General features: G+C 49.0%; 14 protein-coding genes. 5 read left to right on the top strand and 9 right to left on the bottom strand.

All coding sequences use genetic code 11. The annotated features are described in order from the left end of the window. The 4 genes from POTG_RS16490 to POTG_RS16475 form a co-directional block, all read right to left on the bottom strand. Positions 1-856, bottom strand: an 856-nt coding sequence (locus tag POTG_RS16490; RefSeq protein ID WP_036645904.1) for a carbohydrate ABC transporter permease, incomplete at its 3' end; no start/stop codon positions are given. An 84-nt stretch (positions 857-940) separates the two neighbouring features. Beyond that, a complete protein-coding gene (locus tag POTG_RS16485) occupies positions 941-2,395 on the bottom strand; it encodes an ABC transporter substrate-binding protein (RefSeq protein WP_009225976.1) in 1,455 nt (484 codons plus the stop codon). A 30-nt stretch (positions 2,396-2,425) separates the two neighbouring features. Then, positions 2,426-3,340, bottom strand: coding sequence for an N-acetylmuramic acid 6-phosphate etherase (gene murQ, locus POTG_RS16480; protein WP_009225975.1), 915 nt, complete (start codon positions 3,338-3,340; stop codon positions 2,426-2,428). Positions 3,341-3,540: 200 nt separating this feature from the next. Continuing rightward, entirely contained in the window at positions 3,541-4,404 is an 864-nt protein-coding gene (locus POTG_RS16475; RefSeq protein WP_036645902.1) for a MurR/RpiR family transcriptional regulator, read from the bottom strand. A gap of 380 nt (positions 4,405-4,784) precedes the next feature. Between POTG_RS16475 and POTG_RS16470 the strand changes: the two genes are divergently transcribed. Beyond that, positions 4,785-5,216: a VOC family protein gene (locus POTG_RS16470; protein ID WP_009225973.1), complete on the top strand. Its 432-nt coding sequence runs from the start codon at positions 4,785-4,787 to the stop codon at positions 5,214-5,216. 93 nt (positions 5,217-5,309) lie between these two features. On the opposite strand, the gene POTG_RS16465 is transcribed toward POTG_RS16470, so the two are convergent. From POTG_RS16465 to POTG_RS16450, 5 genes are all read right to left on the bottom strand, one after another. Next, positions 5,310-6,356, bottom strand: a complete 1,047-nt coding sequence (locus POTG_RS16465; protein ID WP_009225972.1) for an HD-GYP domain-containing protein — start codon at positions 6,354-6,356, stop codon at positions 5,310-5,312. Between the two features lie 162 nt (positions 6,357-6,518). Beyond that, positions 6,519-6,659 (bottom strand): hypothetical protein, encoded by a 141-nt coding sequence (locus POTG_RS24450; RefSeq protein ID WP_016311926.1) that lies wholly within the window; start codon positions 6,657-6,659, stop codon positions 6,519-6,521. Between the two features lie 19 nt (positions 6,660-6,678). Continuing rightward, positions 6,679-7,851, bottom strand: coding sequence for a Ger(x)C family spore germination protein (locus POTG_RS16460; RefSeq protein ID WP_009225971.1), 1,173 nt, complete (start codon positions 7,849-7,851; stop codon positions 6,679-6,681). Next, positions 7,844-8,950, bottom strand: coding sequence for a GerAB/ArcD/ProY family transporter (locus POTG_RS16455; protein WP_009225970.1), 1,107 nt, complete (start codon positions 8,948-8,950; stop codon positions 7,844-7,846). The genes POTG_RS16460 and POTG_RS16455 overlap by 8 nt, the downstream gene beginning before the upstream one ends. Next, positions 8,947-10,527 (bottom strand): spore germination protein, encoded by a 1,581-nt coding sequence (locus POTG_RS16450; RefSeq protein ID WP_036645900.1) that lies wholly within the window; start codon positions 10,525-10,527, stop codon positions 8,947-8,949. The genes POTG_RS16455 and POTG_RS16450 overlap by 4 nt, the downstream gene beginning before the upstream one ends. Positions 10,528-10,715: 188 nt before the next feature. On the opposite strand from POTG_RS16450, the gene POTG_RS16445 reads away from it, so the two are divergent. From POTG_RS16445 to POTG_RS16430, 4 genes are all read left to right on the top strand, one after another. Beyond that, entirely contained in the window at positions 10,716-12,314 is a 1,599-nt protein-coding gene (locus tag POTG_RS16445; protein WP_009225968.1) for a spore germination protein, read from the top strand. Further along, a complete protein-coding gene (locus POTG_RS16440) occupies positions 12,311-13,504 on the top strand; it encodes a Ger(x)C family spore germination protein (RefSeq protein WP_009225967.1) in 1,194 nt (397 codons plus the stop codon). The genes POTG_RS16445 and POTG_RS16440 overlap by 4 nt, the downstream gene beginning before the upstream one ends. A gap of 12 nt (positions 13,505-13,516) precedes the next feature. After that, positions 13,517-13,732: a hypothetical protein gene (locus POTG_RS16435; RefSeq protein WP_009225966.1), complete on the top strand. Its 216-nt coding sequence runs from the start codon at positions 13,517-13,519 to the stop codon at positions 13,730-13,732. Between the two features lie 28 nt (positions 13,733-13,760). Then, on the top strand, positions 13,761-14,351 hold a 591-nt coding region (locus tag POTG_RS16430; RefSeq protein ID WP_157273482.1), incomplete at its 3' end, for a GerAB/ArcD/ProY family transporter.

Genomic DNA, 14,351 nt, shown 5'->3' with positions numbered 1-14,351 from the left:
GAATCAAGGATTGTGCCGCCGCCTCCCCGAATTCAAAATACTTGAAGGCATTGTTAAAAATTAGCAGCCCCACCATCGTGGTCGCGTTATCCGGACCGCCTCCAGTCATCAGATAGGCGTTCTGGAACACCTGGAAAGAACCGATTACGCCGGTCACCAGCAGGAACAACGTTGTTGGCTTGAGGCAGGGAATTACGATGTACCAGATCTTCTGGAGGAACGATGCCCCATCCAGCTCCGCCGCTTCATAGTAGCTATGATCAATGCCAAGCAGCGCCGCCAAATAGATGATAATGCTCGTGCCGTGACTGGACAGCCAGGCCATCAACACCAGCGAGAACATCGCCGTTGAGCTGGAGCCCAGCCAGTTCTGGTTCGTGATGCCAAACAAGCCTAGCAGCTGGTTTAAGATCCCGCTCGTCATTGGATCAAAGATCCATAGCCAGACAACCGACAGGGCTACACCGGATGCCACCGCCGGCAAATAATAGATCGCTTTAAAGGTCGTTTGCATTCCTTTACGCAGCGGATGGATCATGATGGCGATCACAAAAGACAGGAACAAAGAGACCGGAACGGTTAAAACGGTATAAACAATCGTGTTCTTGATCGATTTCCAAAATAAGCTGTCGGTGAAGGTGTTTGCATAATTCTCCCATCCGACAAACTGGGAACCCAGCGGTTTGTATTCCTGAAAACTGATAATCAAAGCGCTGATAACAGGATAGGCGGTAAATACGGCGTAGACGACCAGCGCCACGGCGATAAAAGCGTATGCCCAGCTCGTGTCTCCTTTGATCCGCAGCATCTTTCTTTTGGTTGGGCCTGTCGTCCGCATTTTTGCCAACTGGGCCATCGTGTCCAAACTCCTTTTCGCTAGTGTAAAAAAACGGTTCGGATAGCCGCAGACCTTCCCCACGGCTATCCGATCCTCCATTGGTTAGTCGATCACTACGCCGTCTTCCCCAAACATCTTGATCGCTTCTTTTTTGACGGCTTCGTACATTTCCTCCGGCGTAATCTCATCAGCCAACAAGGCTTGCAGCTTCGGAATGATCACTTCATCCTCCAGCTTGATCGCCTGGGCGCCAAGCTCCACCGGGATATCCGGACGTGCCGGATTGGCGTGGGATAACAAAGTTTCGACTGCGGCAACGTTATCCGGATTCCGGTTCACCGTCAGGTCCTTCGCCGCTTCTCTGCCGCTCTTGGTAATGTGAGCCGCAAACAGGTCATTGTTCGTCAATGCCGCTACTTTGCCGCTGGCTAGATAGTAGGCCGCCTTCACGACGTTAGCTTTATGCTCGGCGCTGGGTTCCTTCTTGCCGCGGAAGGTGACATAACCGTCCACGACTGTGCTGGAGACCGGCTCTTGACCTAGGAACGTGGGGACAGGAAGGACAATGTACTCAACCGGAATGCTGCCAGCGACCGCACTGCCGTCATTGGCCTTCAGCTTCTCATTGTTTTGATTTGCCGAGTTCTCGAAGGTGGCCAGCCCTTTCCCGGTAATCATCGTTTGACCGGTTAGGAACATGTTCCAGCGTTTGCCGGCATCGACGGAACTCAGCTCCTTCGGCATCGAGCCGTCATCGATCATTTGCCGTACCGCCTTCAGCACTTCCAAGTAATTTTTGCTGGTGTAAGCAAATTTCAGGTCCTTGGTGAACGCGGCTGGCATTCCGGCATTTTTGATAAGGATGTTCAGATAATCCTTGGCCGTCACCCCGGCTGTTGCGAACACGAAGCCGTACCGTTTGATCGTATCGCCTTCCTTCACGACGCCTTTTTTGATCGCTTCGCGGAACTCTTCGTACGTCCAACCGTTTTGCTGCACGCTTTTCCAATCGATTCCCGCTTCTTCAAGGAACTGCTTATTGCCGCCAAGGGCGTGAACCTCCATGTAGGCCGGGAACCCGTACAATCCATCCGCTTTCTTCATGTATTCGAGCGGCGTCGGATCAAAATCCGCGACCATTTCCGGGGTCACTGTATCGGTGATGTCCATCAACATCCCTTGCTGCACGTATTTGGAGATCCCATCCGATCCGATAAAGGCAATGTCTGGGGGACTGCCGGCGTTAACCTGCGTATCCAGCTTCTGCGTCATGTCCTCCCAGCTGGCCGGTTCAATCTTTAAGGTTAAATTGGGATAAAGGGCGTTGAAGTTCTTCTCGATTTCCTCAAAACGACTTTGGAAGTTGCCAGAAACCGGCGGGAGTAACGCGGTGATCGTGTCTTTGGCCTCGGCAGGCGCTTCAGCGGCGCCATTCGTGTTGTTGGGAGCGGCGGAATTGCCGCCGTTCGCGGCTTTGTTCCCCGACCCGCATGCCGTCAATAAGCTGATCGACATGGTTAATGCCAATACGGATGCCAATACATGCATTTTTCTCATAGCAAAAAATCCTCCCCCTGGATTATCGTGCTAAACCACTTTGTTTTGTGTGCGAATAGCCAGCTTGAGATTTCCGTCACACTCGCTTAATACGCGCTCGGCCTCCTTGGCCTCCATCCCCGTCTTAATCATCAGGATCGCAAGCTTGCAGTTCAGCGATGCCTCTTCCAGCACTTTCGCAGCGGTTGCGCTGTCGACGCCGGTGGCGATTTTGAGGATGCGGATGGAACGGTCATACAACTTCTTGTTGCTAGCCTTCAAGTCCACCATCAGGTTATTGTACGTTTTCCCCAGCTTCACCATCGTGCAGGTCGTGAGCATGTTAAGCACCAGCTTCTGCGCCGTTCCCGCCTTCAGACGGGTTGAACCCATAATCGCTTCCGGCCCTACGACAGGTGAGATACAAATATCGCAGACGGCCTCCAGCTTGGATGCCTTGTTGTTGACGATGCCAATGGTCGTCGCCCCCAGCTCGGCAGCTTTCTTCAGGCTGGCGATGACGAAGCTGGCGCTGCCGCTGGCAGAAATACCGATCACAGCATCCTTGTTCGTCACCCCAAGCCGTTCGATTAATGCGATCCCCTCCTCTTCGTTATCCTCATAACCTTCGACAGCTGCTCTTAAAGCGATGTCTCCACCAGCGATATGCCCTTGCACCAGCTCAGGATCAACGCCGAAGGTTGGTGGACATTCCGAAGCATCCAGCACCCCCAATCTACCAGAAGTTCCTGCCCCGATATAAAACATTCTCCCCCCCTGCATCAGCAGTTGGTGCAGAAGATCCACCGCCTTGGTGATCTGCGGAATTTCCGCAGCAACGCAGGCGGGCACCGTGGCATCCTCCCGATTCAGCAGACGCAGCATTTCTTCGGTCGAGCATTCATCAATCCTTAGCGTGTTCTGGTTGATAGCCTCCGTCGTCAGACCTGCATAATATTCTTCCATGGCGTCTTCATTCTCCTCACTGATGATCTGGTTTGATCCACCCTTTACTTGAGTCTTAGTTTACGGTGGTAAACTTTACCCCGTCAATAGTTTTTGAAATAAAATTTTACTATGTAATATATTTTTGATTTTTTACTCCTTTTTTCAACAAAAAAAGACATTGGATCGTCAGGATCCCATGTCTCGTGGAGTTGATACTCTTATCTTTTGTGTTTCGCGGCTAAAATACTGTGCGTTTTGGTCAAATACTTCTTCACATTTTGATATTCCGCACTGGCCACCCCAGCAAACAGCATATCAATGATCGTTAGCATCGCAATCCGGGAACCCATCGCCCCGCTACGCATGGTGATCTCGGGTGTGGAAATGCCAAGCAGGATATCCGCCTTATCTGCAAGCTCACTTTTGTTGTATTTGGTAATGGCGACGGTCGTAGCGTTGTTCTTCTTGGCAATCTCCAGTGTCTCTATGATTTCCAAGGTATTTCCGGAGTTAGAGACGAAGATGGCAACGTCACCTTTGCCAAGCAATGTCGCCGCGGTCAACTGACTGTGCCCATCGGTGTACGAATGACACATTTTATTAATTCGTGAAAATTTCTGTTCCCCGTCCTGACACACCAATCCGGAGGCGCCGATCCCAAAGAACACAATGCGGTTGGAGGCACGCAGCGCTTTAACGGCACGGGCAACCTCACCGCGATCCAGCACGCTTAACGTATCCTCAATGGACTTCATATTGTTGCGCGAAATGTTGGCGATAATCGTATCCAGGTCGTCGCCCGGTTGGATATCCGTGTACTGGTCCTTCCGCTCGTCGTCCATCGAGCCAAGCGCCGCTGAAATACTGACGATAAAGCTACGGTAACCGCTGTATCCCATCGTTTTGCAGAACCGAAGCACAGAAGCATCGCTTGTTTTGCTCAGCTTGGCCAAGCTTTTGATCGACAGGTGGGGAATGTCTTCCGTATTAGCGAGAATATATTCCGCTACCATGCGCTCGACCGGCGTCAGATTCTCCTTCATATCGCGAATCTTGATCAGGATATTATCATGAATAGCCATCATTCATTACCTACTTCACTATTTGGATATATTTACTAGACTTGCAATCCTATCTTAAGCGCAAAGCTGACAAAAAACAAGCAAACCATGTGAAATTTTTTGGAAATTTATTCATTAAGTTTTGGAATTTTATTTTAAAGTATAAACATCTTTATGATATTAATTTACGAATTATATTATCGCAATGTAAACAAAAAGTCTCTATCTTACTGAATATATCCCTTATCTCTCATCAAATGTTCTTTCTAAAATAGTGAAAATAAATTGGAGTTAATATCTCCCAGTAATGGATTTTGTCTGATTCGAGTTCGCGGATTCTGGGTATGATGTAAAGGAGTCAAATGTGAATAAGCGAGCGATTTTTAAGGGAGGAGATTGATATGCCGATTGACGCATATTTGTATTTCGACGGCAACTGCCGTGAAGCGGTTGAGTTTTACGCCCAGGCGTTTGGCGTGGAGCGGCCGCAAATCATGACCTACGGCGAAGCGCACTCCGCAGAGCCGGATTATACGCTTCCTGAAGAGGCGAAGGATCGGGTCATGCACGCCAACTTGAAGATAAGCGGCAGCAACCTGATGTTCTCCGATGTGTTCCCGGGTTCCCCTTATACCGTTGGAACCAATATCAGTTTGGCGCTGATCAGCACCAATCGGGAGGAAATCACTACCGCGTTTGAGCGCCTCAAAGAAGGCGGCTCGGTTAAAATGGAGCTGCAAGAAACGTTCTGGAGCCCTTGTTACGGCAACCTAAAGGACAAATACGGCATCGAATGGCAGCTCAGTTATGACGACGGGAGAAACAGCAAGTAAACCTGCCATTTCTATCCCAAGTAGTACGAACAAAAAAACAACCCCTTCTCTTTTGATTGAGAAGCGGGTTGCTTCCACTGGATTTATGTAATTTTACATAAACACATGCACTAAATCGATATTTCGTTCTCTCGACAAATCCCGGAACTGCCACTCGTCGATTTGCACCAACGGTTTGAAAATATCAGTAGGGTTGTTCCAAACAATCGTCGCCGTTTCACCGTTGCTTAGTTTCACTTTCTTCCCGATGAAATTCGGCAGAAGATTGGCCGTCAACGCTTGAACCGCCTTCTCATTCAGCTTGCCGAAGCCGAGATTATAAATGTTTCGCAGCACCGTCAAGATATCCTGCCGCGAACCTGATGCGTCTGGAGACGTCATCGCTATGTATTCATTCGCTACCGCAACGATTTCGGCATAAGGATGGATTTTCTCTTTGCGCAAGCTGGCCGGAAAACCGGAGCCGTCTTCCCGTTCATGATGCTGAAGTGCGACGAGAGCCGTCACTTCTTCCCCTGTCGATCGGCGGATAATGTCATAACCGTAGGAGGTATGACGATTCATTTCCTCCCGTTCTTCCCCCGTTAATTCATGCTCGCGGTTGCGAAGGGATTGCCGCACCTGACTCTTCCCGATATCGTGCAGATACCCCGCCTTGCTAATTTCATAACATTCATTTGGCGGGTGTCCCAACCAAGTGGCAATATAATAGGACAACAGACCCACCTGCAAAGAGTGGTTATAAATGTTAACATCCTCTTCTGTGAAAGCGATCAGGAGTGACACGACATCCTTATTTCGATCCAGGACCTCAAGCATAGGCACCAAATGATGCTCAACCATCGATTGGTTAAATTTTCCGGTTGTCAGCGCCTCTAGAAAGATCGTCTGATAGCCCTTCACCGTAAAGTAAAAATTATCGCGCAAATGCTGGATAAAGCTTGAATTCTTGTTAGAGTTCAGGGTGACTTCCCCTTCGCGCAATTCGATATCGACATAATCGATACTCTGCCGAATCAGCAGGGCGATTTCCTCCGCATGAATGCTTGTCCCCTTCGGAAGAATGTGCAACCCGGCACGGTTAAACACATCGGTTCTCAGACGATCCCCTTCCTGAAGCTCCATGACATGAGTTCTCATATAACCCCCCCTTCTTACTCTGCGCGTACACCGCCTAAAATCTACCTTTACATATAAATATCGCGTAAACCTACTCCGCCCTAAATAGTCCTAAAGGCGTGTTTTGGAAGGGTGGTTCTTGCTGCTTTATTCATTGGGATGCAGGTCAAAAGCCCCGGATATTCACTTCCTCTTCCATGGTGGATCCCCGTAATGATGCAGCGCCTGATTGATGGAATAGACAATCCAAGGAATCACCGCCGACAATACTGCACAGACCCAGGTCATCGTGGTAGGAAGCCGATCTCGCACGATATTCCACATGAGCTATTCTCCTCCTTCCTTATTTGGTTTCCAACGTTGAACCTACGATGCGAATCTTGGCGCGGACTTTTACTTCGATATCGCATCGGGAAAAATAACGTTCGCCCTGCTCCCAATCGTCCTTGATGCTCTGCCAAAGCGCATGATGCCTGCGATTCAGCTCGTCTCCTAAATCAAGAACATCCACTCTAAATTCCTGCTGCAGCTTCGTTAATGTTCCATTGGTGATGCGGATTACTTCTTGCTCGGTTTTCTCCTCGAGTTCCGCAAGCTGATGAGCGGAAAGCAGATCCAATCGCTCCTGGGTCTCGCCAACGTTTCCCTCCAACTCCAGATGGATGGTAAACCGGATATGCTCGGGATCGGACACATCCGCTTGGATAGTCTGCCGTAAGCCTTTGATCTCATAAGCGATGTACTCATCATTCACACGCACCTCTATAACCCCGTCCTTAGCGGTTCCGCGCAGGATGTTTAATCCTGAAGTCTCCTCTTCATTTAGAAACCCCTTCAACCTCTGTGCATTATCGAAGAGAGCTGCCCCGGAAACAGAGACCTCATTCCCATGTTTACGAATGATCGGCAGGGCAAAGCTGCTTTTTGACAAGATATAAGCTTGGACATCTCCGATGTTCGTTGGCGGAAATATACTGGAGCTCTTCGTTGGATTTAGCGACGTGGATTCAAAAAACATCACCGGCAGCTTCTCGTTTTTCGGATTTGTCTCCAGCACTTCACGCGCTTCTCCCTCCGTCACCATAATTTTAGTCGCTCGACGCATTTCATGGTCTCGAAGGAATACATCCAATACAGAGGCAAGCTCGCCGCTTTCGGACAGCTTCCGGGAAATCAGGATCATGCGTAAATGTTGCAAATAGGGACTGCGGCTCGTTTGATAGGACAGCTTCCGGGTTGCCCCAAACATCGTATTCGCTGCAGAGGATAGGTTAAAGTATGCTTTTTGGGATGAACTCCCATTGTTACTATCGCCTTCTCTTGCCTGCAACCCTCCTGGAATTACAAATTGGTAGGTTAGAATATATTGACCCTCCTCTGCTTCTTCCTCGTCAGCAAGGTCGATTCCAGCCCCTACGACAAACCCACGATCTTCAATTTCGACCCTATCCCAGCACCCGGTCATCCCTATGGCTAGGATCAGCGCGATAAACCAAATCCAGCGGACCCTACGCACGCCCCTTCACCCCCCGCAGCATCGACAACAATAACAGAAGGGTCGGAACAATCATTCCCATCCCGATGCCGCCGTAACTAATCCAATCGCCAAACAGCTGAATTTCATTGATATTTTGCGGCTGCATCATCGCGAGATAAAGAATGGGTCCTACCCCTATCGCCAACGCCGTGCGCTTGACTTTTGAAAAAACAGCTTCAATCGCAGACAGAGACACATCCAAGGCCATCACCGCCGAATTATACAGGGTAAGCACCCAAACCGAGAAAAAGATCGACTCAAACCGTTCAAAAAAACCACCGGGAGCCTCAACCTGCTTGGCCAACTCCTCCGTGGGATACAGCGTGCTGGCGGTCACCTCGGGACCAAAGACGCCCACGCTGAAAAAAAACACAAGCAAATAGAGCACAAGCGAAACCAGCACTCCCAGCGTTGAAGCTTTAACGGCTTGCTTCGGCTTTGTGAGAATCATATTGTAGAACAATAAAATCTCAAACCCAAGAAATGAGAAGGCTGACTCCTTGGAAGTTATCAGCAACTCCCGCCAGTCGGTCACAAAAAACGGCATCAGGTTATGGATATCAAAATGGCTGATATTCATCAATAATAGGACGAAGATCAGCATGATCACGATCGGTAAAAACAACGTATTTAACCGGAACAAGGCCACACTAGGGCCGGATACGCCATAGATAAGCACTAGGAGAAAGACCAGGCAGACGATCTCGATCGGAGTCCGATCGAACAAGTATAAGCGGGAAATGCTTGCTACCCCCCGGGTTTCAAAAGCAACAACGGCTAACATATATACGGCAAACATGAGCGTGATCAGGAAGGCCAGCGGCCTACCAATGACGGATCTGCCGATATCATACAAATTCCGCTTTGGAAATCGAGAGATGAGCTTGGCGACAATCCACGTAAAGAAAATGGCGCCTACACCGCCAATGAGGATCGATATCCAACCGTCGACCGAATTTGCCTTCTGTATGATGGAGCGTGGCAAGCTAAGCACGCCGAAACCAAGCACCATATTCGCAACGGAGGCGAACACTTCATAACTGTCTATTTCTTGATCCCCGTACTTGAAGGACTTCATGTACCGCCCTCCCTACTTCCCATCTTGGAATCGTCTTTGGTTGCCATATATTGAGGTCGCTTCGACAGCATCATTAATGGGGCTCGAATGAACATATCCCGCCAGTCGCGATAGTAGCTGGGAGCTAATGGTGTTAAATAAGGAATCCCAAAGCTGTTCAGTCTCGATAGGTGAATGCAGATCATGATGTGAATTAGGATAATCCCGTAAAGTCCAAACATGGATGCAGCTATCATGATAATAAACCGCAAGATCCGGAAAGCAATTCCTGCGCTGTAGGCAGGGATCGCAAAGGAGGAGATGGCCGTCACCGATACGACAATGACCATGATTGGACTTACAATCCCCGCCTGCACCGCCGCCTCGCCGATCACTAAGCCGCCTACGATCCCGATCGTTTGCCCGACCGGCTTGGGCAGGCGGATCCCGGCTTCCCGGAGCAGCTCCAACGTCAATTCCATGAGAAAAGCTTCGATGACGGCTGGGAACGGCACGCCTTCCCTAGCTGCCGCAATCGAAAAGGCCAGCTTGGAGGGAATCAACCCTTGGTGAAAGGACACTAGAGCGATGTATAACGATGGAAATGTCAACGATACAAATACCGCCGTATATCTCAAGATCCGAATTAAAGATCCAATCAGCCAGCGCTCATAATAATCTTCCGGTGACTGCATTAGAGTTTCGAATGTCGTTGGCATAATTAACGCAAATGGCGTACCTTCCAGTAATATCACAACTTTACCTTGTAGAATCGCTGAAGCAGCCTTATCCGGACGTTCCGTATGCAGGATCAGAGGGAACGGTGTCAAGAAGCTGTCTTGGATGAGCTGCTCGATCATCCCGCTTTCCGGCGCATCGTCAATATCGATCGACTCGACTCTTCGTTTTACCTCTTGGACAAGCGCAGGATGCACAATGCTATCGATATAAGCGATAATGAGCTCTTTCTTCCCACGTTCCCCAATGCGGTAGGGATCGAATCGAAGTTTCGGATCCCGGATCGTCCGCCGAAGCAGGATAACATTCGTCTCAATGCTCTCGTTAAAACCTTCACGCGGCCCGCGGACTAGCGCTTCCGTTTCGGGCTCCTCCACGCTCCGTCCTGTCCATTTCTTACTGCCAATCAGGAGAACCTGATCCAGATCATCAATAAGTAACGCGGTATCCCCAGACAACAAAGATACGAGAATCTCGTCAAGGGATCGCGTTGTTTTATATTTTTGAACCGATAGAAATTGCTTGTCCAACCGCTGGTACAATTCTCGTCCGGTGATGGGCTCAGAACAGTTAATGGCGGAATACGCCTGCTGTATGGATGTAACGATATGATCGTTAATCATTTTCAAATCCGCTAGACCGGCAATACACACGATGGCGCATGGAGGAGTCCCTTCAGCACCGCAGATAAACCGGGTCACTAAATCATCAGGAGCATTCAAGTGACGAACGATGCTCGCAACTGACGCATGAACGCTCCGTGTGATGCAGTTGTCAGCCGAAGTGTTACTTTGCGATTCCCCGCTGTTTCGGATTGGACTGCGCTTTTTGTGCGTATTTCGGAACATTATTCTTGGCATGAGAACCCTTCCCCACTGGACTATTCTTGTTGATGATGTCGTTACCCTTTATTACCAACTTGCTTCAAAAATAATCTCGTTACGATTGTTGTTGGTCTTCACTCCGGTTTTGCCAAAAAATTAGTATATTTCTCCTGTCAACGGCGCATCTTAACTGGGAATAGTCGGCTAAGGAAGGAGGTAGTTCCATGCGTATCATAAGAAAGCTGCAACGTCGAAAACACTCCCTCGGGGGAAAGTCAGGCAAAACACCAACACTCCCCCCAAGCCGTATGGATGCTTCAGCCTTCTCTAACGATCAAAGCTTACAAGCTCGGTTAGAGTGGATGAAGCAGGTGCTTAAAGATAGCTCAGACATCATCTATCGCGAATTTACGATCAGTTCGGGTCAACCGTGTGTTCTCGTCTATGTTCGCGGGATGATTGCACAGGAAACGGTCCAGCAATTTATCGTACGCAGCTTACAACGAGAAGCCTCGTTACTGCAGGAGAAAGATATTTATCAGTTCCTATTCGAGGATAAAGCGTTAAGTGTATCTCAAGCTACCGTGATCGATGACTTAAATCAAGCGATTCAAGCCATCCTGAACGCCGAAGCTTTGCTGATGATCGACGGGGATAAGCGGATGTTGACGTTCTCCATTTCCGCTTACCCGACGCGCAGTATTGATGAAGCTCCCAACGAATCTGTCATCCGCGGGTCTAGAGAAGCCTTCATCGAGGACTTGGAGAAGAATTTGACCATGATTCGCCGCCGGATTAAAAGTCCACATCTGAAAACCCCGACGGTCAATAAAGGTCGGGAAACTCGAACCAGTATTGTGCTGGCTTATATGGAGAACATATGTAAGCCGGAATTGCTGAAAGAAGTGCAGCGTCGCATGTCCAATATCGATATGGACGGAATTCTGGGTTCCGCCTACGTGGAAGAAATCATCGAGGATAACCCTTACACGCCTTTTCCGCAACTTCAGTACACAGAACGACCTGACGTCGTCGTCGCAGCGATTTTGGAAGGAAGAATCGCCATCATTGTAGATGGTTCACCGATCGCATTGCTCGCTCCGGTGACCTTGCCGATGCTGCTGCAATCGGCGGAGGATTATTATCAGCGTTATGTCGCAGCGAACTGGATTCGCTGGATTCGTTATTTTTTCGTAGTTGCTTCTTTAACTCTGCCGTCCATTTATATCGCAGTCACCACGTTTCATCCGGAAATGATCCCTTCCCAGCTGCTGATTACGATCGCTGCTTCGCGGGAGATCGTCCCCTTTCCGGCACTATGGGAAGCCTTTGCGATGGAACTGGCGTTTGAAGCGCTTCGTGAAGCTTCCATTCGAATTCCAAAATCGGTCGGGCAAGCCGTATCCATTATCGGCGCCTTGATCATCGGCACAGCTGCAGTTCAAGCTGGGATCGTATCAGCGGCCATGGTGATCATCGTCTCCTTAACGGGGATCGCTTCGTTTATCATCCCCCATTTCGATTTAGGCTTGGCGTTTCGATTGCTCCGTTTTCCGATTATGATCCTAGCCTCCATGTTTGGGTTGTACGGCGTCACCTGCGGGTTAATCCTGATTTACATCCATTTGGTCAATTTAGAATCTTTTGGACTTCCCTATTTATCCCCGATTGCTCCGCTCATGGGCAAGGATTTGGGAGATACGTTCATTCGGGTTCCTTGGTGGAAGATGCACAAACGACCGATGCAACTCTCGAACAACGAAAACCGACAAAACTCAAATCCTCGCAGTTGGGTAAAAGAGAAGAAAGGTGATTTCGAGTGACGAGAATCCACCGCGCTATCGCAACAGCAACATTGATTATCTTGCTCTTCATTGGCGTTGGCGGATGCTGGTCCGCTCAGGAGCTCAACAACCGTGCGTTTGTGAACACGGTACTCATCGATCGGACGGAGGACGGGCAGGTGGAATTGACCGTAGGCATTCCGCTCCCGAACCGGATGATTCCCGGGGAAGCCGGCGGGACGGGGCAACACCAAGGGGATCCGTTTAGCTTTATAACTAGAAGAGCAGAAAACCTAAGTCAGGCTTTAAATCTAATTCAAATTGACGTGCCCCGGAATGTCACCTTTGGTCAAACTCGCATCGTTGTGGTGGGCCGAAGAGAGGCGGAGCATGGCTTGGACGAAGTTGTTGAATTTGTCTTCCGTCAGCCCTCCTTCCGGCTGAGTGCCAGCTTGTTCGTAACCCCGGGTGACGTTAAAGAAATCACGAAGGCACCGATGGTATTCGAACGGATTCTCAGCGACATCCTGCGGAAATACGTCAACAATCACTATGTATTGGACACTACTGTCAAGGATTACAAGCTGGCGCTATACCAAGGCGGGGATATTCTGATTCCGCTGCTGTCCTTCGGAGAGCTTCCAGAAATTGCAAAGGAGAATCCAAAAACGAACCGTTGGATGGGCTCCGGAGGAGCAGCGATCTTCAGCGGCGGTAAAATGACAAAGATCGAACTCACCCCTCTCGAGCATCGAACCGCGCTGTGGATCAGCTCCCAGCTGAAAAATACTACGCTCACCCTCTCATCTCCCACCGATGGGAAGGAGATTAGTTTTTACATCGAGGGAATTAAGACGAGCATTAAGCCGAGAGTACAGGGAGATCAGGTCTCGTTCAGAGTCGATAGCAGTGCAAAAGCTTATATTGAATCCTCTCTCTCTCATATCGATTTAAAGGACCCGCAAGTTCTCCATCAATTGGAAGATATTTTAAGTAAAGACGTTGAAGAGCAGTTTATCCACGTGCTGAACAAGACTCGAAAAGCCCGTTCTGATGCCTTCCTCATGAGCCAGTATCTGGATTGGAGTCATCCAAAAATTTGGCACACCATGCGAGATCAATGGAAGAATTACTACGCCAAGGAACTCCCGATTGAGGTTGACGTGAAGATTAAATTAAATCGTACGGGCGGTGTGTTTCGTTCTGTAGTCCAAGAAACCAATAGATAGCGAGGGATCAATGTGGTCTATATCGGCATCCTGTATGTGCTCATCATGCTGGCAGACTGGATGATACAGAAAAAAGAGGGCGTTCAGCTAAAAAAACGGATGACGGTTCTACTCGTCTCCATCTGTTTTTTTGTCATCTCAGAAGTCACATTTAAACTGAAGGATCAATGGAATTTCATCATGATGATGGAATATTTACGCAAGTCGATGCTGGGCGGATCGTTTTGACACGATCGGACTTTAGGAGGCGGAATGAATGCTCAAGAACATAACAACCAATCAAATCTTTGCGCTTTTCAGCTTACAAACCTTCACCACCGTCGTTGCTTTTTATGCAGGAATGTTACTAGGAGGCAGCAAGTATTCTACGCCGATTGCCGTTGTGGTGGGCGCTTTGCTGGGGCTGCTGTTTTGCTACCCCGCCTATAAGCTCGCTTCCTCTCGCCCCAACGAGTTTTTTGTAGAGTTCGGGGGCAAAGTGGTGGGCCGCCCCCTCCATATCATTTTCGTAATTTACATCGTGATACTCCATCTTTTTCTAGCTGCTCTCAATTTAAGGGAGCTTGCTGATTTCTTGTTATCGGAATATTTGATTGGTACGCCAGGGTGGGCGGTGATCGCTATCTATGGAGTATGTGTTACCTATGCTGTTCGCTGCGGGGTTCTGGGCATCTTCCGAACGGCCGAAGGTTTTTTTCTCATTTTTTCGGTCGCCTTCTTCCTCATTCCGTTTATCGGATTTCAGGAGATGGAATTAGATATGTTCTCTGCCTTGGTAAACCATCTCTCGATAAAGGATATGGATTCCTCAATTCTGGATACTATGGCAATATTTGGTGAGATGGCA

The organism is Paenibacillus sp. oral taxon 786 str. D14 (assembly GCF_000159955.1).
Classification (GTDB): Bacteria; Bacillota; Bacilli; order Paenibacillales; family Paenibacillaceae; genus Fontibacillus; species Fontibacillus phoenicis.
Note: the sequence above shows the minus strand (reverse complement) of the source record. Positions and strands in the feature narration are given on the sequence as shown.